General features: G+C 37.0%; 15 protein-coding genes and 2 pseudogenes. 6 read left to right on the top strand and 11 right to left on the bottom strand.

From position 1 onward, the window contains the following. The coding region (locus tag J2S06_RS14870; RefSeq protein WP_419152799.1) for an IS1182 family transposase at nt 1-1,295 on the top strand (1,295 nt) is incomplete at its 5' end. Here the strand turns inward: J2S06_RS14870 and J2S06_RS14865 are convergent. Then, entirely contained in the window at nt 1,287-1,481 is a 195-nt protein-coding gene (locus J2S06_RS14865; protein ID WP_419152798.1) for an S-adenosylmethionine decarboxylase family protein, read from the bottom strand. The genes J2S06_RS14870 and J2S06_RS14865 overlap by 9 nt on opposite strands. A gap of 246 nt (nt 1,482-1,727) precedes the next feature. Here J2S06_RS14865 and J2S06_RS14860 point away from each other — a divergent pair. Beyond that, nucleotides 1,728-2,959 (top strand): annotated as a pseudogene (locus J2S06_RS14860) (IS701 family transposase). Between the two features lie 680 nt (nt 2,960-3,639). Here J2S06_RS14860 and J2S06_RS14855 read toward each other — a convergent pair. Together J2S06_RS14855 and J2S06_RS14850 are read right to left on the bottom strand one after the other, a co-directional pair. Then, nucleotides 3,640-3,942: a hypothetical protein gene (locus tag J2S06_RS14855; protein WP_419152797.1), complete on the bottom strand. Its 303-nt coding sequence runs from the start codon at nt 3,940-3,942 to the stop codon at nt 3,640-3,642. Between the two features lie 175 nt (nt 3,943-4,117). Further along, the gene (locus J2S06_RS14850) at nt 4,118-4,288 is read right to left on the bottom strand and encodes a hypothetical protein (protein ID WP_419152795.1); all 171 of its coding nucleotides are present in this window, start codon (nt 4,286-4,288) and stop codon (nt 4,118-4,120) included. Here J2S06_RS14850 and J2S06_RS14845 point away from each other — a divergent pair. Together J2S06_RS14845 and J2S06_RS14840 are read left to right on the top strand one after the other, a co-directional pair. Beyond that, nucleotides 4,276-5,183: pseudogene (locus tag J2S06_RS14845) on the top strand (IS4 family transposase); the annotation flags it as partial. The gene J2S06_RS14850 and the pseudogene J2S06_RS14845 sit on opposite strands and share 13 nt — an antisense overlap. A 304-nt stretch (nt 5,184-5,487) precedes the next feature. Continuing rightward, a complete protein-coding gene (locus J2S06_RS14840; RefSeq protein ID WP_419152794.1) occupies nt 5,488-6,261 on the top strand; it encodes a hypothetical protein in 774 nt (257 codons plus the stop codon). A gap of 951 nt (nt 6,262-7,212) precedes the next feature. Here the strand turns inward: J2S06_RS14840 and J2S06_RS14835 are convergent. The 5 genes from J2S06_RS14835 to J2S06_RS14815 all read right to left on the bottom strand — a co-directional run bounded on the left by J2S06_RS14835 (nt 7,213) and on the right by J2S06_RS14815 (nt 13,432). Further along, nucleotides 7,213-8,454: a DUF418 domain-containing protein gene (locus tag J2S06_RS14835; protein ID WP_419152793.1), complete on the bottom strand. Its 1,242-nt coding sequence runs from the start codon at nt 8,452-8,454 to the stop codon at nt 7,213-7,215. 430 nt (nt 8,455-8,884) lie between these two features. After that, complete coding sequence (locus J2S06_RS14830; RefSeq protein ID WP_044894312.1) at nt 8,885-9,853, bottom strand: L-lactate dehydrogenase; 969 nt, start codon at nt 9,851-9,853, stop codon at nt 8,885-8,887. A gap of 285 nt (nt 9,854-10,138) precedes the next feature. Beyond that, a complete protein-coding gene (gene bioF / locus J2S06_RS14825; RefSeq protein WP_419152802.1) occupies nt 10,139-11,308 on the bottom strand; it encodes an 8-amino-7-oxononanoate synthase in 1,170 nt (389 codons plus the stop codon). Further along, nucleotides 11,301-12,665 (bottom strand): adenosylmethionine--8-amino-7-oxononanoate transaminase, encoded by a 1,365-nt coding sequence (gene bioA / locus J2S06_RS14820; protein WP_419152792.1) that lies wholly within the window; start codon nt 12,663-12,665, stop codon nt 11,301-11,303. Before bioA ends, bioF begins: the two co-directional genes overlap by 8 nt. Next, complete coding sequence (locus tag J2S06_RS14815) at nt 12,656-13,432, bottom strand: 6-carboxyhexanoate--CoA ligase (RefSeq protein ID WP_419152801.1); 777 nt, start codon at nt 13,430-13,432, stop codon at nt 12,656-12,658. Before J2S06_RS14815 ends, bioA begins: the two co-directional genes overlap by 10 nt. 283 nt (nt 13,433-13,715) lie before the next feature. Here J2S06_RS14815 and J2S06_RS14810 point away from each other — a divergent pair, with 283 nt between their 5' ends. After that, nucleotides 13,716-14,339 (top strand): hypothetical protein, encoded by a 624-nt coding sequence (locus J2S06_RS14810; RefSeq protein ID WP_419152791.1) that lies wholly within the window; start codon nt 13,716-13,718, stop codon nt 14,337-14,339. Between the two features lie 215 nt (nt 14,340-14,554). Here J2S06_RS14810 and J2S06_RS14805 read toward each other — a convergent pair whose 3' ends face one another. Further along, the gene (locus J2S06_RS14805; RefSeq protein ID WP_419152790.1) at nt 14,555-15,439 is read right to left on the bottom strand and encodes an NAD(P)-dependent oxidoreductase; all 885 of its coding nucleotides are present in this window, start codon (nt 15,437-15,439) and stop codon (nt 14,555-14,557) included. Nucleotides 15,440-15,640: 201 nt separating this feature from the next. On the opposite strand from J2S06_RS14805, the gene J2S06_RS14800 reads away from it, so the two are divergent. Next, on the top strand, nt 15,641-15,988 hold the full coding sequence (locus J2S06_RS14800) for a hypothetical protein (protein ID WP_419152789.1): 348 nt from the start codon (nt 15,641-15,643) through the stop codon (nt 15,986-15,988). Nucleotides 15,989-16,448: 460 nt separating this feature from the next. On the opposite strand, the gene J2S06_RS14795 is transcribed toward J2S06_RS14800, so the two are convergent. Together J2S06_RS14795 and J2S06_RS14790 are read right to left on the bottom strand one after the other, a co-directional pair. After that, a complete protein-coding gene (locus J2S06_RS14795) occupies nt 16,449-17,888 on the bottom strand; it encodes a carbon starvation CstA family protein (protein ID WP_419152788.1) in 1,440 nt (479 codons plus the stop codon). A 560-nt stretch (nt 17,889-18,448) separates the two neighbouring features. Then, nucleotides 18,449-19,798 (bottom strand): D-serine ammonia-lyase, encoded by a 1,350-nt coding sequence (locus tag J2S06_RS14790; RefSeq protein WP_419152800.1) that lies wholly within the window; start codon nt 19,796-19,798, stop codon nt 18,449-18,451. Between the last annotated feature and the right edge of the window lie 759 nt (nt 19,799-20,557).

Raw genomic sequence — 20,557 nt, 5'->3', positions numbered from 1 at the left:
CCAATAAGTTTACTTTCGTATGGAAAAAATCAACCTCGAAATTTGAAGCGATGTTAAAGAAGAAAATCCAAGAAACACTCCAATACATACAACAAATAACACAAGAAGAAACAGGAGCCATTCAAAAGGAAATCGTAGAAGATCCAGAAATGACGGAACAAAAATTAGAGGCCATCGCAGCGAAAATCGAAGAAAAGGTAGAAGGGTTAACGAAAGAGATTGAAACAGAACAAGACCCAGAGACGCGAAAGGAAAAGAGACAAAAACGTAGTCAATGGAAAAAGCCTTTAAAGTTGATTCGAGAAAACTTCTTACCTCGGTTAGCGAAATATAAGGAACAGAACGAAACATTCGGAGATCGGAATAGTTATTCTAAAACAGATAAAGATGCCACCTTTATGCGTATGAAAGAAGACCCAATGAAAAACGGCCAACTCAAGCCCGGTTATAACGTACAAATGGGGACAGAAGGCCAGTTTATTGTGTTTTACAGCATTCATCAGCGTCCTACAGACACGCGTTGTATGATTCCGCATTTGCAGAAACTGGCGTCAACCTCTATCCCGATGCCGAAAACCATTATTGCGGATGCAGGGTATGGAAGTGAAGAAAACTATGTGTACGCACTTGGTGACGAGAAGGAGCCTCGATTTGATTTTCTGATTCCTTATGGAACCTATGAACAAGAACAGACACGTAAATACAAAAAAGACATCCGACATGTGAAAAACTGGACCTATCTTGAACAGGATGATTGTTTTATCTGCCCGAATGGAAGAAAGGTTCTGTTTAAAAAATATCAAACGAAAAAGAATTCGTCTGGATATGAGCAAAGCTTTAAAATATACGAATGTGAAGACTGTACAAATTGCCCATTAAAAGCGAAATGTACGAAAGCGAAAGGAAATCGACAAGTTCACTGGAATACCGTCTTCGAAGAAATGAAAGCGAAGGCAAAAACAGCCCTTGAATGTGAAGAAAAAGCCGCGATCTATGCTCGACGCAAAGTCGAAGTAGAAAGTGTGTTCGGTCACATCAAGGGCAATCGGTCGTTCCGCAGATTTTCGTTACGTGGGCTCGACAAAGTACATGTCGAGTTCGGCATAGTGGCATTAGCCCACAACATCCTGAAAGTAGCAGGGATCCGCCAGCTACTTTCAGGTCATAGCCGAAATAATACAAAAGCAAGTGGAGAAAAACGACTCGTTTTTCTCCACTTGCTTCATTTTAGGGACTTATCAGACAGCCCCTTTATTTATCGGAGTAAACCTTATTTCAAATCGAACCTAATGTGAAGTAGAAATGCATATTACTCCAGTTACTCCTTGAGGTGAAAAAGAATGGAAATATGTTGATAAAACCTCCATTCCCAAATGATCGATGGTTGACAATAGTAATTTTTTTAACTCTTCTGCATTATTTAGAATATCGGACTGACATTCAAATGCATCAATAATAAAATGTCTGCCTTTCGACTCCATTGAACCACTTCTCTATAAATAGATTTGTAGCAGGTTTCTATCTCGTGCTGGTAAACGCTACACACCTATTTCTCAATGGTTATTCTTTTAAGTACTATATGTTTTTGAAACTTATAATGCTTGTGCATATTGCTTATATTAGAAATAAAGTTTGTGTTGTTGGCGGAGAAACTCATTACTGTAGATGAGCAAAATCACTAACATAAATTTACATCCGAACAAAAAAGGAGACATGAACCCGATTCCTTGATTAGAATAGATGTGCCCACAACTATCCACAAGGAGGTTCATGTCTCATGAATAGACTAGCACATCATCAAGGAATTCACAAGTTTTTCACGATGTTAGGGTTGGCGCTTTATTTCTCGAAACCTGTTATGAAGCATCTTGTTCATATCGTGGATGCGATGGTGACGAAAGGTTTTTCGGGAACACTAACCGATTTACATCATGGGAGTTTTCATCCGAACCATCGCACGACACTCAGCCATTTTTTCACGAAAAGCCCGTGGGAGGAAGAGACATTGCTTCGCAAACTCCAGCAGTGGATGCTTCGTCGTGTCGAACGCAGCTCGAAACGAGAGAATTCACCCCTTTTTGTTTCGATCGATGATACGATTTGCCAAAAAACGAAGCCTTCGTCACGGGCCACGCACGCCATTCAAGGGTGTGATTGGCACTATTCTCACACAGAGAAAAGGTCGATCTGGGGACATTCTCTCGTTTGGCTCATGGCTCATACGATGACCCAAGCGTTTCCTTTTGCCTTTCGCCTCTACGACTAGACGGCTGGGAAAAGCAAAGGAAAATTGACGATCGAGATGCTTTCTTCGTTGGATGTGAGTCGCCCCGTTTATGTGCTGATGGACTCTTGGTATCCATCGCAAACGCTCGTGGAAGCTTGTCTGAAAAAGGGATTCCACGTGATCGCGATGCTCAAGACGAACCGAATTCTCTACCCGAAAGGCATCGCCATCCAAGCGAAGCAGTTTGCCCACTACATCGAACCGAAAGACACTCACCTCGTCACGGTGGGAGAAGAGCGTTATCGGGTGTATCGCTACGAAGGCTCTCTCAAAGGTCTCGATGATGCCGTGGTGCTACTCGCTTGGAAAGCCGATCAGCCGATGACATCTGAACATCTTCATTGCGTCTTGAGCACCGATCGGGAGCTAAGCGACGAAGACATCTTGAGCTACTATGCTGCACGTTGGTCGATCGAGTGTTTTTTCCGTCAAGCGAAAGACCAGCTGAAACTCGATGGATACCGCGTTCGCGGGCGTCGGGCGGTGAAACGGTATTGGATCTTGGTGCAACTTACGTATGTGTACAGCATGTTCGAGTCTAACAGTGATTTTTCGGATGGGCTCGATCTCCTGCGCAAGAGAAAAGGACATAGCCTCGTGGAGTTCATTTACCGTGCAGCAAAACAAAATATTCCCATTGATACCGTGAAAAAACAGCTCCACGTGGCATAAGGGGTACCCTGTTTATCTCTTTTTAAATGGTAATTATTGTAACGAAAATTGCTCAACTACAGTAGAGAATAATTAATCACTAATATTGAAAAAATGTTAATAATATGCCTTCTCAATACATCGCTCCCATTTTCATTTTTATCATTAGTAGTCTTTTCTATTGTCTAGGGACATTTTCTACAAATACAATGTTTTCACCGTGTCGGATATATATCGGTTCTAATTTAGACTACCTGTTATTCTTCGATGTTTTCGCTTTGTTCTACTAAAAAAGTTCTAAATATTTTAGAACGAGTCTAATGTTCTTAAAACCGTAATATACCCATATATGCGATGACTTCCATTCCATAATTAATGTGCTTCATATTAGTTGTTCGATTACAATTTAATGATATACTGTGTCAATAGAGCATGCGTTATTCTCACATCAGTATCCTAAATCTATGATTTTAAATTAATTTTTACGAACTAAAGTATTTTTAATCGATTGGATTTATCAATTTATTGTAATCATAAATAGTCACCAAATTAAATAAATTACAGGCCTTTTATAACCTGAATTTGTTGTTGGTATTATTTATTCGTCTAAAAAAAAGCTAACGAAAGTCAAAATAAATAAAAAATTTCGTTAGCTTGATGGTACAAGAATAAATACTTACAAGGAATTTTTGAAAAAAATCTTAATAAGTATTCTCCTCTTTTAAATTTAATAACTTTTCTTTAAAACTTTTTATTTTATTTGAGTCATTTAGAAGGGATTCTATATTTGTCTCTGCGATAAGCTTTCTAAATAAGTTATTATTTACCATAATAAATAAAGGTTTATCTACAATTTCTTTAAACCAAACATGTTTTTTTAAAATTCTTATGTTCCTAGTGTATGCCCTTCTTTCTTTTGTTCCATACATCACACCTATAAAAATAAATATAAATAGCCCTATAATTTTTATAATTAAATTTAAAATGTAAATAATTATTTCCACTAATATACCTCCGTATAAATTGAACAAATGATAAGAGGCTGTCTCAAAAAAGCCTTCGTTATCAAAAATCACAAATATACAATACTATATTAATTTCTATAGACTGTATATTGTATTTTTGAGTAAGACTTTAAGTAATGGAACAGCCTCTTATATAATACATTGTAGTTTAACTTTATCTATTTTGCCAAGTGTAAATTACTACTCCTCCAATTGCACCTGCTATTACTCCTACTGGACTACCAGAACTTATACCACCTATAATACCACCACCTACTGCAGCTCCAACTGCTTCACCAAGCTCCCAATCTCCAGCTTCAATAAGTAGTAACTCTTCAAAAAGCACTCGGATTTGAATCGATAAGTGCCTCTCAGCTATCCCGAAAAAACAATCAGATCAACCCACTCATTCTTGCCAATTTGTTCTTGGATCTTGTTTGGAAAATTCAACGGTACCATTATAAAAACGGAAAGAATTTGCCAATGAAAATCATTGATTCAAGTACACTCCCGTTGAATTTGACCCATTATAAATGGGCAAAATTCCGTCAAACAAAAGCTGGTGTAAAGCTACACTTACGGCTCGTTTTCATGGATAAAGACACCGTCTATCCTGAAAAAGCAGTGATTACGACAGCAAAAGAACATGACCGAAATCAACTCGAAGTCCTAGTGGATGATCAAGAAGCCATGTATGTGTTTGACCGCGGTTATGTGGACTATGAACGTTTTGATCGGATGACAGATGATGGCTATTTCTTCGTTTCAAGACTGAAGAAAAACGCAGTCATTCGTGAAGTCTATACATTTTCACTTCCTGATGATTGTCACGTTCTATCCGATAAAATGGTCTACATTGGTACCACACAAAATCGTACTGAAAATGTCTTTCGTCTACTAGAAGTTATGGACACAAAAGGGAACTTACTTCGTTTCATCACCAACCGATTTGATTTAAAACCAGAAGAGATAAGTGATATTTACCGATCTCGCTGGGCTATTGAACTCTTTTTCAAATGGCTCAAGCAACACGTAGAAATTAAGCACTTTTATGGAATGAGTGAAACAGCTATTCAACATCAAATTTTCTTAGCCCTTATCACGTATTGCTTACATGTTCTCATTCAATTGAAGATGAAAAGTAAGAAATCCCTACTTCGAATTACTCGTTGGTTAAAGAGAGCTCTGTGGAACCAGCTTATGATTGATTGCGAAAATTTGATGGGCGAGCCAGTCCATAATCTCCCTTTTGTCGTTTTCGCTCTGGTTTAACTGTATATATTTACCAAATGGGCAGTGCCACCTTTCTTTAGGTTTTGTCTTTTTGGCACAAATTCACAAAAAATAATTAACAGAAAATTCTAACTATATTTATGCAATGCTAATGAAAATATATATTTTTTTACTGAGAATTTGGATGAATATGGAACAAATGTGTAGTTAGTGTTGTCGTCAATAGTGGGAGGTGGTTATTAAAGTTTATTATTAATCTATAAACATACTTTGATTCTAGTAAAACAATAGATTAGAAAGGAGAAGTAAGAAATGAAAAAAATTGCAAGCTCACTTTGTTTTCTGTTATTTTTCTCAGCAACATTACCTTTTTATGCAAGTGCCCAAAAAAATGAAAATTCGGATTTAAATGAAGGGGAGATGAAATTTATCGTTGATTCTTCAGAGCTTTCCATTTATCAATATAGAGAAGATGGAATTCTATACGAAACTCATGAAACCGTAGAAAAAGTTGATGATATTGAAGAGATAAACATCAAAGTTTATAAAGTTGATGGAGAAAATAAATTGTTGATAGATGAAGGAACTACTATTGTTTCTGAAGTAGACTCTGATAAGATTGAAGTGGAATCAGAAGAAGGTGAAAAGGTTCTTATTGATACTAGTAACAATAGTAGTAATTTGAAAAGCAACCGTGTTTTTGCAGTAAATTATTATTATACTGATGGTGGATCTTACGTAGCAGATGTAAGATATAGAGTGTTTTCTGACAGTAAGGCGACAGCAATTATGGCTGGGCAAAAACCTTACTATAAAGACACAAGAAAAAATAATTCTAATTTTATTAGATTTCAAGGACATGCAGATGGGTTAAGGAGTAAAGAGCTTGATTTGGTTACTTTTGGAGTAGCAAGTTTTGCAGATGATATAATAAAAGCGTTAAAAGCTGGTAATCTATTGAGTTGGTCTTTAATTAAAAAAGTTGTTGGAGGTGCCGTTAAAGTAGGTCCATTCGGTGCTGCTTTAACATTATATCAATATGGGAAAGAGTGGTTAGGAGCTAGAGAGGATTATCGAAAAATCTAATTTTTAAGAGGGGCTGTCCGAATAGTGTAAATTACTCCTGAATTAAATTTAAAGGAGCCTAAGAAGATATTTAAAATATTTTTTAAGGCTTATTTTTGGGGTGTTTGCATACATGAATTTTATGGACAGTCCCTTTCCTACCTATAGTCAAGAGCTTAAACTAATTTTAAAGGAAGGTGATAATTTTGGATTATGTCTTTATTTGCTTAATTATTCTCGTTAGCACCATACTTATTGTTGAAATCCCGATCTTTTTACTTAAGATAAAACAAACAAAAATCACATTGGTGCTATCTTATTTATTCATGGCATTAATTGTTTATGTTATTGGCCAATTTATACTTCTGAGTTATGAAGGTTTTACAAGAGTATTATCTTTAGCATTTTTAGTGGTAGCTTTTTTTTCATCTTTTAAGAAAAACAAGGACTAGGTACTCTTCCAGGTATAATAGCTTGTATAGAAAGAAAATTATTTCTATGTAAGCTTCTAATTGCTCACAAAAAGTTTGGAAAGTAGAATTTAAATTTAACAATAATTTTTGAGGTATGTAAGAATATTTTACTAGGCATAGTTTAAAGTTGTGAAAATATCGGGTACGTTCAATTCCTACTTATTCGTAACCGTAAAATAGTTCCCACCTATTAACCATATTGACTCTATGAGATAATCTCTTCAAATCAATATTTGAGGAGGTTTTTTGATGTCAAAAGCAGACTTGCGAAAAGAATGGGAACTACGGATCGCCGATTTTAGGAATAGTGGACAGACCCAATCCAAATGATGTGCAGACAATAATGTGAAACTTCATCAATTAAAATATTGGCTTAGAAAAATTGAAAACACGAATCGGATCTCAACACCGTCATCTAAATGGGTTTCAGTCACATTTGATATGCTCCCCTTAAGGTAGACAGGTAAAAAAATAAAAAACGTCTCCTTTCGAGTACCTGTCACTTTTCCATTTCTGCTATTCGATTGATTTTCAGTTTTTGAACATTCCAATATGTCAATGTTCGCCACACCCATTCAAGAGGACCTAAGCGATATTTCTTCAGCCATTTATGACTAATGATAACCTGAACAGCAAAAATAACAATTGAAATGAAAAGTCCTACAAATGGATATACTTTCCCGTACAATCCAAAACCGTAGCTGTAAAAAAGAGACGTACAAATAATAGATTGCATGATATAATTCGTAAAAGCCGTTCGTCCAACTGCCGCCACCTTCATGAATTTTTTTTGCCATTTTTGCTGCTTCATGATGAGAGTGATAGACATGACATAAAATAACATAAGAAATGGCGCCCCAATAAACCAGAATGACTGCTCAAATACAGCTAAAATGTTAAGCGGCAGCCCAACTAGCAAGCCTGTCCAGCAAATACGTTTTAATAGCTGTTGATTCTTTTTTACTTCATGGAACATTCTCCATTTTGCAAAAGCAGCTCCAAGCAAAAACATACTAAAATAAGGAATCATAGAGTATCCGTATAGAATAGGTTGTAACGGCCACATGCCTAAAGAATCCATATAGTACAAACGATCATGTATACGCTGCTTGAAAACCTCTAGAAAGGTTCCATTTTGATAATGTTCCATAGCCTGTTTTGCTTCTTTTTCCATTTCTTGTATGAATTCTTGGTCATAAAAAGTTTCCATACCATTATTTGTTGATAATGAATAAATGCCTATGAACAAATAAGGAAGCGAGTATAAAGAAAATAAAACAATTGCCCATATTAGAAGCGTTATCGGCTTGAAATTTCGAAATAATAAAAGAAGAAAGCCCATTAACGCATAGTCCATTAAGATGTCGCCATCCCAAATGAAAAAGGCATGAATGACTCCAAATCCAAACAAAACGAATAATCTTCTAAGATAAATGGGAACAAACTTTTCTCCTTTTGCTTTTGCACGCTCCATCATGATGACCATACCAAAGCCAAAGAGAAACGAAAACATCGTGATAAACTTAGCTTGCACAAAAATATCAAGAAATCCTCTTGTTAAATGATCAAGCGCTCCCCAATTTTCCGTAAAAAAATTGTTTTTCCCAACTAAACTTAAATACATATCAGGATAACTAAAATGTGCCATGTTGACTAGGAGAATACCAAAGATAGCAAAACCTCGTATGATATCAATGACATCTAAGCGTTCTTGTTCGGAAATCGGATGTAATTTATTCACAACGGTCTCCTTTCGATATGAAGATAAGTATTTTAAATGATCACAAGTGTTGATTATCCATTATTTTACTTAAAAATACAGAATCGTATGGCTGAACACAAGCTTTTCTGCTGGAGTCGGCAAGCGATTCGCTTGCCGACTCCGGCAGAAAAGCTAGAAATAGAGCCATCTCAACTAGTTATTATTGGTTAATCAACACACCTGTTAAATGATTTATAATTTGGATCCAAAAAATTCATAGTTAAGAACATAGCATTTTATTCCTAAAATATATTTCTATCTTATCATCTAGTTACAAATTTATGTTTATTCCCTAACTTTTATATTTTTTAAGTTGATATACTTTCACATGCAAGATGAACTGCGAAAAAAAAAGCTTGGCAAATGAATCGCCAAGCTCATTTATATGAATGAAAGGATGATTAGTTCATTACAAAGATTCTTTCACTTCTTTAAAAAATGGGGCTAATATATTTTTTAATACGGAGACGCTATGATGAAATTGCTGTTGTTCTGTATCATTTAACGTCAATTCCATTACTTCGCGAATACCGCTTCGATTGATAATGGCTGGGACTCCAATATACACATTGTTTTCGCCATATTCCCCATCAAGGTACGCAGAAACTGTTAAAATAGCATTTTCATTGTGTAAAATGGCACGTGTAATACGAACTAGTCCCATGGCAATGCCGTAGTAGGTTGCCCCTTTTTTTTCAATAATTTGATAAGCAGCATCTCGAACATTTATAAAAATATTTTCTAAATCTTCTTTTTTATAGTGATCATTTTTGGCAACTAGCTGTTCAATTGGGATACTGCCAATTTCCGCATGACTCCAAACGGGAAGCTCTGTATCTCCATGCTCGCCAATAATATAGGCGTGAACATTTGTTGGCGCTATTTTGAAATAATCCCCTAGCAAAAAGCGGAATCTTGCTGTATCAAGAATCGTACCAGAGCCGATGACACGCTCTTTCGTCAAACCGCTAAATTTCCATGTCGCATATGTCAAAATATCTACTGGATTCGTGGCGATAAGGAAAATTCCATCAAATCCAGAAGCCATTACAGACTCAACAATTGTTTGGAAGATTTTAATATTTTTATCGACGAGATCTAGCCTTGTCTCTCCTGGCTTTTGATTAGCACCGGCACAAATCACGACTAAATCCGCATCACGGCAGTCTTTGTAATCTCCAAACCAAATGTTGGTTGGTTTTGGCGCAAAAACTTTCCCATGATTTAAGTCCATAACGTCTCCTATTGACTTTTCTTTATTTACATCAATTAAGACGAGCTCATCCGCAATTCCTTGATTGACAAGAGCAAATGCATAACTTGATCCAACAAAACCTGTCCCTATAACTACTACTCGATTGACACGTTCTCTACTCACTATAAATCATCCCTTCGAATATTCATTATTTGTGAAATATTTCACAATATGAATTTTACATGATTTTCAAAACTTCCACTAGTGCCAGTGAAAGGAAAATTTGTCTATATTGTTACAATTTCCTCTATTTTAATTTTACTTTACCGAACTTGTCACATGTTGCCTGAAAACAGTCACGAATCTAAATGTTTTTTCTTTTTGTTCACATTATCTCATAAAAAACCTCGCCAATCGGCGAGGCAGCAACATCTTTTCTTGAAGCTAAAAGAAAGTTTTTCTTCTCAACTACCCTTTCATCATCTTTAATTCCTTTCCAATCCGTTCAATGCTTTGATGAATATAGGAAATCTCCTCTTCTGTATGGCTTGCCATAAGCGTTAAACGAATTCGGCTCATTCCTTCAGGTACGGTTGGCGGTCGAATGGCTGGAGCATATATTCCAGCTTCAAGCAGCTTTTGAGCAAATTGTACAGCCTTGTCTGCTTCTCCAATGATAACAGGAATAATCGGCGTTTGTTCACCTAGAACATAAAATCCGCTGTTGACTAACTTTTCGCGAAGCTTTCGTTCAAGTCGATGAAGATGTTCTCTTCTGTCGGGCTCTTCTTCGATGATGTCAATCGCCTTTTTTGAGGCGGCTGCAATCCCTGGCGACATGCCCGTTTGAAAAATAAACGAACGAGCTTTATTTCTTAAATAGTCAATCAGTTTTTGTGAACCAACAACAAAGCCACCTTCTGTTCCGACCGCTTTACTTAATGTACCGATTGTGACATCAACATCCACGTTCAAAAATTCACTCGTTCCTCTTCCATTTTCCCCCAAAACACCCGTAGCATGGGCGTCATCGACGATCACATAAGCATCATATTGCTTTCCTAGCTTGACAATGTCAGGAAGTGGAGCAATATTTCCATCCATGCTAAAAACGCCATCTGTCACGATAAACCGGTACCGATAACCTTGAGCTTCCTTTAATTTCTTCTCTAAATCTTCCATATCCACATGCTTATAAACAATTGTTTTTGCTTTACTTAAACGGCAGCCATCGATAATACTAGCGTGATTTAACTCATCACTTAAAATACAGTCCTCTTCTCCTGCTAAACTAGAAATAACACCGATGTTCGCTAAATATCCGCTTGAAAAGAGCATAGCCGCCTCTTTATTTTTAAAACTCGCTATTCTTTGTTCAAGCTGATCATGCAAAATCGTATTTCCAGTCGTTAATCGTGACCCTGAACTGCCAATCCCAAATTTTTCATGGGCTATAATAGCCGCCCTAATGAGACGTCGATCCCCTGCTAGTCCCAAATAATTGTTGGAAGCAGCCATTAAATACTCTTTCCCGTTGATGACTACTGATGAAGCTGGGCTAGACTCTGCCGTTTTTAACTCGCGATACAAGCCTTTTTCTTTTATTTGCTTCAGTTCAATCTCTAACCAGTTATGCATTCGCGCCGGCAAAGTATTCGGCCTCCTTCACTGGCACCTCTAATATCGCTTGTTTATAAATTTTGAGCATTTCTTTTAGTTCTTCTTTCGTGCTGACAAGCGGCGGCATGAAGACAAGAACATCCCCCATCGGACGTGTTAATAAACCTAATTCTCTCATTTTTAAGCTTGTTTTATAGCCGACTCGCTGTTCAAACGGGAAAGGTTCCTTCGTTTCTTTATTCAAGACGAGCTCAATTCCACACATAAACCCTAACTGACGAATGTCCCCTACATGTGGGAGTTCTTTCAATTCTTCCAGCAGCTCTTTTACATACTCTGATTTTTCTGCAACTTGATTGACAAGATCGTCGCGTTCAAATAGACGTAGATTTTCTAAAGCGACCGCACAACCGAGCTGATTTCCTGTATACGAGTGTCCATGGAAAAACGTTTTAAATTTTTGGAAATCATCGTAAAAGGCTTCATAAATTTTTTCGGTCGTAAAAGTAACGGCAACCGGTAAGTATCCGCCCGTAATTCCTTTTCCTGCTGCCATTAAATCTGGCTCAACCCCTTCATGCTCACAAGCAAACATTTTTCCTGTTCGTCCAAATCCCGTTGCCACCTCATCGACAATCATTAACACATCATATTTCGTACAAAGCTCGCGTACACCAGATAAATACCCTTCTGGCATTAAAATCATTCCGCCGGCACCTTGCATCATCGACTCAATAGAAAGGGCGGCAATTTCTTCATGTTTTTCTTTTAGTAATTGTTCTAGCTCATGTAAGCATTCATCACGGCATATTTCGGCATTTTCAGATGGATGGCGGTACACATATGGAACCGGTATTTTATAGCTTTCAAACATAAGCGGACCGTACACTTGATGGAATAAATCAATTGCCCCGACACTAACCGCTCCAATCGTGTCGCCATGATACCCGTTTTTAATAGCAATAAATTTTTGCTTTTTCGTTTTTCCAATGTTTTGCCAATATTGATACGCCATTTTTAGCGCAATTTCCATCGCCTCTGCACCGCTATCGGAATAAAAAACTCGTGTAAGAGATTTAGGAGAAATTTCGACCAATTTTTCAGCTAACTCTGTTGCTGGAACATTCGTCATTCCTAGCAATGTCGAATGCGCAATTTGATCAAGCTGCTTTTTTATCGCATCATTTAATTCTTTTTTACGATGTCCATGAACATTCAGCCATACGGAAGAAAAAGCATCATAATATTCCTTCCCATGAATATCCTTTACTTTAATCCCTTCCCCACTTTCAATAATAAGCGGATTTTCATCATAATCCTTCATTTGTGTAAACGGTAGCCATAAATACTTTTTACTTTTTTCAATTAAATCCATTCCTTCTCCTCCCATCCGATCAAAACAGGTGTTTTTTCCAAAAAAGAAAGATAGCTTTCAAGATCTTCCTTTAAGTCGACAAAAATAATACGCCCCCCTTGTTCGTCGCCAAGTTCTTTTAATGGCGATATTCGTTGATAGCCAAAATTCGGACTCGCCACATATCCTGTAGTGTAATCCGGATCATCGGACCAGCAAAGCTCTGCAACCGTTGCCTCATGTGAACAAACCTTTGTCGCAAGCGCGATTGCTTCTTTCATTCTCGTGTTGTCTTTTATGCTTTCTTCTTTTAGCCATTTTTTATAGCTATTTGGATCCCAATCAAACCTTGTAACACGTATACCTCGATTCTCTCGGTCATCGATCCGCCTTCCCGTATGAACGTCTATGACAATCGCACCACGAACATGATAATTTTGTTCCAGTTCAACAAAGCTTTGTTCAATAACAGAATCACCAATACCACATTGGGAAAGAAAATGCTTAGCCAGCTGTCTCCCTTTTGAAACGGTTTTGACATCATGCCATTTTGGTTGAAGTGGTGGGATAAATTGAATCGGCTCTGAAATCGCTTCTACTTTTAACTGAAAAAAATCAGGAGTGCCTCTCGCATGAGTGAAGGCTTTTTGCATTAAGTAAAGGGCGTTTTCCTGCAGGTCTTCAAATCTAGCTAGCTTTTCCCCACCCGAAATATGCTTTCCCCCATCCTCGTGCGCTCCACCTTCCGCTGCTCTCATTCGTAAACTGTAAAAACGTCTTTGTTTTATAGATGATCACACCTTTCATCACGATTCTGTTAACTATTTTATATTTATAGTTAACATATTAGAGGGGATTTGCTACTGTTGTCAATGATCAGTCTGTTGAATAAATACATACAAAAATATCGTTGCATTGTATAAATGTTCAAATATTTGTTCAAAATAGGATTAGATTCCAAGTATTCCCCCATTCTTCATCACCCGAGTTTTCGGGTGTTTTTTTTTATCGTAAATACCGTGACATTTCTTATAAAATAAAGTTAGATGATCTATTTAGGGGGGCTTTCTTTTGCCAAAATTTATTTTTCTCCTTTTGATGATGAGCTTTCTCATAAGCTGCTCACATTCACCTAATGAGGAAAAATCAGCACCGCTAACCGTTGAACCGTATTTGTTAAATGAACATGAACAAACACTTATATCGAAAACGGCTGTGCAAATGATGTTCTTTAAGCTAAATGGAACATTACATGAAAACGAAGACTTAGAGCTATATGTAGAAGAATATCAAAATGGGAAGCCAACGAAAAAACTATTGATGGCCAACGAATTTCGAGAAGTCAAATCAATATTTCAAAACACCATCATCTCTTTTGGTTATGTTGATGATACAAATATGAATAAGGAGGAAAACAAAATCGAGTGGATAATCGGCACACCTTCCGGCAATATAAGAGTTGCAAGTGAAGTTGAAAACATTCAAGCATACTCATTTAACCATAACATCTTTGAAAAAATTTCTTTAAAAAAGAATGAACCTACGATAATTGGAGCATGGTATGGAACAAAAAAAGGACCATTAAGCACAAATGACCGTTCAGAAGACGGATCACTTCCTAAAGCCATTCAAGAAAGTGATCTTGCATATGTGTTTGTCGTAAAGTTAGTAGATGATGATCAAGCGGAATCATGATTTTTTTGTTTAAAAAAAGAAAACTTTCGATTAATGGATCGGAAGTTCACTTGTTTTTTTCGCACAATTTATCGCTTTGATCAATTAGAAAAAATACGTAAATCACGATATCTTCAGTGAGAGATAAGACTTGAAGCAATCGGCGAACGACCGATTGCTTTTTGGAAACCTTTTTTAAACTTCATTACAAAAACTAAAAAAGGATGGAGCAGCTTTTACATTGATTCCAATAGTTTATATAATGCATGTGTTCCGCTATTTTCTTCTCCCATTTCAGCCAATTGCTCATATAATGATTTTGCCAAACTTAGTCCAGGAGTTTGAACACCCAATTCCTCTGCCGATTCAAGCGCAATGTTCATATCCTTGATAAAATGCTTTACGTAAAATCCTGGATTAAAGTCTCCATCAATAATGCGAGGGGCTAAATGACTGAGCGACCAGCTCCCGGCTGCCCCATTTTCAATACTTTTAAGAACGTTTTTCGGATCAAGTCCAGATTTTTTGGCGTATAAAATGGCTTCACACACCCCGATCATGTTCGAGGCAATGGCGATTTGGTTACACATTTTCGTATATTGGCCGGCTCCAGCCTTTCCTTGTAAAACAATATTTGTCCCCATTAATTTCAAAAGGGGGTGAACCGTTTCAAAATCTTCCTTTTCTCCTCCAACCATTATCGATAATGTCGCTTCCCTTGCCCCAACATCCCCACCTGATACAGGTGCATCTAATGCATGTATTCCTTTTTCTTGAGATGCTTGAAAAATTTTCTTCGCTAAACGAGGGCTTGAAGTCGTCATATCTATGACATATGTACCTGGCTTTGCCGTATTTAAAATTCCGTGTTCTCCTAAATAAATTTCCTCTACATCTTGTGGATAACCGACGATTGTGATGATCACATTCGCCTGACTGGCTAAACCTTGAACACTATTTGACCAAATGGCCCCTTGCTGAATTAACGTTTCCGCTTTTTCCTTCGTCCGATTATACACGTAAACACGATAACCTGCATTTAAAAGATGATTCGCCATACTTTTCCCCATAACACCAGTTCCAATAAAACCAATTGTCGTTGTTTCTTTTGATAAACTCATTTATTTTCTCCCCTCATGCTTTTTTCAATAATCTGATTTCCGTCTAAATAGGTCCTTCATGAACACGTTTCCATTTTTTGATCAATCTACTTTTAAAGCCATAATATCACATAAATTAGGAAATTTCTTGAAGTGATTATGAAGAAAGATGGAAATATTTTTTCGGACACGCATACACTTTTCACGAGGAAGGTGAAAAAAGTGAAAAATCAATTTTTAAAATGGATTTCGATGCTGCCTCTTTTCATCATCATTCTTTTCGCCGCATATCTGGATCACGAGGATATGCAAAAGGCAAATACGGTTGTTTTAGGAGATATCGACAGTACTCCTGTTAGTGGTGATGGCGTCGATGAAAAGGAAATGAAAGATGAGGCAGAAGGGCTTTCTTATACACTAGAAAAAAGATTGGAAAAAAGGGAAATCATAAATGGTTACTTAGTCGAAACCTATCGGGAATATGAAATATACAAAGATGAAAGCGGAAACGTGATCAAAACGGTCCCAACCTCGAACTTAGATTTTTTACGATACTATATTAATGAGTAAAGAGAGAAATTTTTAACATATTCCTTTAATTCAATTCACAAGTGTTGATTATCCATTATTTTACTTAAACATACAGAATCGTATGGCTGAACACAAGCTTTTCTGCCACATCCCTCGAACAAGAACGCCAGCGGGCAAATTTATTTGCCCGCAAAACGTTCATTGTTCGAGAAGGGCATGCGTATAGCATGCCCAGTCGGCAGAAAAGCTAGAAATAGAGCCATCTCAACTGGTTATTATTGGTTAATCAATACGCCTGAATTCAATTCATTCATTTTTCGTTTAGATCAGCTCACGCAAAATAAAAATCGCAAAAATCGCTACTAATAAATCAAATGGCAATTTATTTTCCTCCAATCTATGAAAGCATTCGCTACATTGTCATGCAAATTCCCTGAATTTATATTATTATAAAATTTTTTCATTTTTGTTAAAAAATAAGCCGCCCGAATAGGCAGCTTTAAGAAGCAACTTTTTCTAGTTGATGAAAGCTAGAATTTTTTGACTTTTTCACTTGCAACATAAACCAAAAAATGACAGATAATGTGATGACAATGCCAAAGATCATGGAGCTTTCAAATGCCATTTGAAAACCTTCTGGTGCGTAAAAGATGTAGGTGCCGACAATACTTGTCATAAACATGGCGGGAACACTGCAAATCCAGTGGAACTTTCCGTTTTGCAGCAAATAAATCGCTCCCGTCCAAAGCATCACGGTTGCCACAACTTGGTTTGTCCATCCTACATAACGCCAGAGAAAGGAGTAATCCATCTGAGTTAATGCAAAAGTTACGACAATAACGGGTGCTGTAAGTAATACCGTTTTCTTATAGGAGTCCACTTTCATCCCCATTTGTTTCACTAAATCAACAAGCATCATTCGCGAAGATCTTAACGCCGTATCTCCTGTTGTCACCGGTAATATAATGACCCCTAATATCGCTAAAATACCCCCTAGTTGTCCGAGCAGAGAAGTACTAATTTCATTGACTACACCAGCTGGTCCGCCTTCTGTTAACGCTTGGGCTAATCCATCTGTACCTCCAAAGAATGTCATACCAGCTGCGGCCCAAATTAACGCAATGATCCCTTCCAAAATCATCGCACCGTAAAAAATTTTCCGACCATCACTTTCCTTTTTCATCGTTCTAGCGATAATTGGACTTTGAGTTGAATGGAATCCAGAAATCGCTCCACAAGAGATTGTGACCATTAATAACGGCCAAATTGGCAATTGCTGCGGATGTAGATTTTCAAAAGTTAAATTCGGAATCGGTTGATTCATAAAAAATAGCCCAACCGCAATGGAAACGGCCATAAATAATAACACAGCCCCGAAAACGGGATAAATTTTTCCAATTACTTTATTGACTGGTAAAAGTGCCGCTAAAATAAAGTACGCAAACACCACTAAAATAGCGGCCATATAGCTTAACGGTGTTACCTGTGAAATTAATTGAGCAGGACCTGCTGTAAAAGCAGCTGCGACAAGAATCATTAAAATAAGGGAAAGAACATTAATGACCGCTTTTACACTCTTCCCTAAATAGCGGCCAACGAGTGAAGGATATTGCTCCCCGTTATGACGCAACGATAACATACCCGAAAAATAATCGTGCACCGCACCGGCAAAAATACTTCCAATAACAATCCAAATAAAGGCAACAGGACCGTATAAAGCTCCCATAATCGCCCCAAAAATTGGTCCTAAACCGGCAATATTGAGAAGCTGAATTAGCGTTCCCTTCCACCAGCTAATCGGTGTATAATCAAGCCCATCCGCTTGCGAATAAGCAGGCGTCACATTTTCATCATTCACTCCAAATATTTTTTCCACTACTTTCGAATAAACAAAATAACCAAGAATGAGTAGAATAATTGCTGCGACAAATGTAACCATCATCTAGCACTCCCTAGTTTATTTTTTCAAAATATTTAAAACATATTTTAATAAAATAATAAAAAAATATCAATAATGAATTTTTAAAATCTTTCTCAAAATAGAAAAGTTGTGACACAAGAAATATTTTAGTGAGAATTTGAGTTATTAAGGAAAAAAAAGTGCTTAAATAATATTTTTGTATATTAAGAATATTGCTATTATAGCTTTTCGACTGCCAGGCAAGCGATACGCTTGCTATGTCACGCTAAAGCGTGACGTGAACCGAACAAAAGTCGATGATCGGACAAATTTAATTTGTCCGACCACGTGCTTTGTTCGGCTCATGGACAGTCGAAAAGCAACATAGTTTACGAAAACAGCCTTTTTAAAAAATATCAATTTCTCAAAAATCATATCTTTTCTTTTTTCTCTGTTTTTCTTCCAAAATGAAAATGTCGTCGATCCCCCGGGGTTTTGACGCTACAGGAGGTCGACGACATTTTATACTCGGATAAGTTTTTTTGACACGCATCATACAAAGGCCTCTTGATAGACATTCGAGAAGCTCTCCATAACCATCACTTTAATAATTCTTTTCCTTTTTTATAGTCTTCCTCCATCACTTCTTTCGGAACCATGCTACCACCAGTAGCCCACATCAGATGTGTTGCTTTTTTCAGCTTGCTTAGGAGGTTTTGTTGTTGAATATATTCATTTCCTTTTTTCATTAATTGAATAGGTCCGTAAACACTTGCTAAAGCAGACGGTTCTAAATGAATATGTTCACAATCCATCATCATCGTTAGTAATTTGTAAAGCTGTTCATCTGAAGCCGTATAAATTCCGCTTAACAACGGCTCTATTAATTTTCCAACAAACTTAGAAGGTGTTCCGACAGCTAACCCGTCTGCAATCGTCTCATTATCTATTCCAAAGGACTGAACGGATACTTGATCGTGTAGACCCGTTAATAAACCGAGCAGCATGCACGGAGAATGAGTCGGTTCAGCAAAAAAACAATGGACATGGTCTTGAAAAATGAGCTTTAAGCCGAACGTTACACCGCCAGGACCGCCGCCAACGCCACATGGTAAATAAACAAAAAGAGGATGGTCTTCGTTCACTTGAATATTCATTTTTTGTAATTGTTTTTGCAGCCTTAAAGCCGCTACTGCGTACCCTAAAAATAAATGCTGTGAATTTTCATCATCAATAAAATAACAAGTTGAGTCCTTTTCTGCTTGCTTTCTGCCTTCTGCCACCGCTTTTGAATAATCTTCTTGATGTTCTACGACCTTTACCCCGTATTTTCGAAGCAAGTCCTTTTTCCACTTTTTCGCATCATGTGACATATGAACCGTCACTTGAAAGCCGAGCTTTGCACTCATAATGCCGATGCTTAAACCTAAATTGCCTGTTGACCCAACTGCAATGGAAAAGTTCGAAAAAAACGTTCGAAACGACTCATCAGCCAATTTCGCATAGTTATCTTCTTTTGAGATCAGCCCATGTTTTATCGCAAGATCTTCTGCATGCTTTAGCACTTCATAAATGCCGCCTCTTGCTTTTATGGAGCCTGAAATAGGAAGGTGGCTATCACATTTAAGCAAGAAATCACCCGGCAGATCCATTTGAAAATGCTCTTGCAGTGAGCGTTTCATATTGGGAATGTGTACAACTGGTGATTCAATTATTCCGTTTTGATCTTTCGTTTCAGGAAAGACCTTTGAAATATATGGCGCAAATCGATGTAATCGTTCTTCAGCCTCTTTTACATCCGCCATCGTTAACGGACATTCTTTCAGCGCTTGATGAACTTGTTGATAGTTCGTATTTACCCATAATGCTTCTTTTAAAGAAATTACATCATTTAATAACGGAATTTCTTGCTTCCATTGTTCAATCGTTTTGCCTTTTATCATTGAAATCTCCTCACTGTATTAAGGGAAATTTTTTATTTTCTCGAAGGACATTAAATAAATTGAGGAAAGATTTGAGCTGAATCCCTCATAGGAATAAGAACCACAATGCATTGAGATCATCTAGTAAAAAAAGGAATTTCTGATATTTTCATTTTATCGAACTAGTGGAAATCTAGCAATCCTATGTTTCCCCTACTATCATTTGGCAAACAAAAGAACCGTCATGCCTCTTGTAACTCTTCTATTTGAAAGCTGACGGCATCTTATTGTCCGCTCATTGTTTGTTTTCTTCACCGATATTTTTTAGGAACAACAAATTGTTTGCCAGTTCGGTTCAATATTTTCGTTATTTTTAGATAATCGACAGTAAATGTGAATGTTTGGATCGTATTCGACAGAAGTTGGATTGTATTCGACACAAATCGGACAGTATCGGATGTGGATACTTTTCTTGTAACGAAAAGAGTAGAAGAACTTGTTATATGTGAATTCTAACCAAATTACAAATGGCTATCATGAAAAGCTATATCCTACTACTTTCAGTTAAATTCCACTGAAAAATTTACAAACATCTAAATTTTTATCCCAGTTCATCATTCAGATAAGTAGATAAAAGCAAGTCATTTTTAATGTCTAAAGTGTAAATTCAAAAGTGGTTTAACTTTAATATAACTCAACTTTCGCAGTGAAAAATTTATGATTAATCCTTGATTTGATAGGTTTCTTTGGGTATCTCATATTCACTTGACACTGAAAAAATTCGTC

Source organism: Bacillus alveayuensis, from assembly GCA_030812955.1.
In the GTDB taxonomy this organism is placed as follows: Bacteria; Bacillota; Bacilli; order Bacillales; family Aeribacillaceae; genus Bacillus_CB; species Bacillus_CB alveayuensis.
Note: the sequence above shows the minus strand (reverse complement) of the source record. Positions and strands in the feature narration are given on the sequence as shown.

Coding starts and splice junctions, on each gene's coding strand:
- J2S06_RS14865 (WP_419152798.1), bottom strand. CDS start 1,481: ATGGAGTCGAAAGGCAGACATTTTATTATTGATGCATTTGAATGTCAG.
- J2S06_RS14840 (WP_419152794.1), top strand. CDS start 5,488: ATGAAAAAAATTGCAAGCTCACTTTGTTTTCTGTTATTTTTCTCAGCA.
- bioF (WP_419152802.1), bottom strand. CDS start 11,308: ATGCATAACTGGTTAGAGATTGAACTGAAGCAAATAAAAGAAAAAGGC.
- bioA (WP_419152792.1), bottom strand. CDS start 12,665: ATGGATTTAATTGAAAAAAGTAAAAAGTATTTATGGCTACCGTTTACA.
- J2S06_RS14805 (WP_419152790.1), bottom strand. CDS start 15,439: ATGAGTTTATCAAAAGAAACAACGACAATTGGTTTTATTGGAACTGGT.
- J2S06_RS14795 (WP_419152788.1), bottom strand. CDS start 17,888: ATGGTTACATTTGTCGCAGCAATTATTCTACTCATTCTTGGTTATTTT.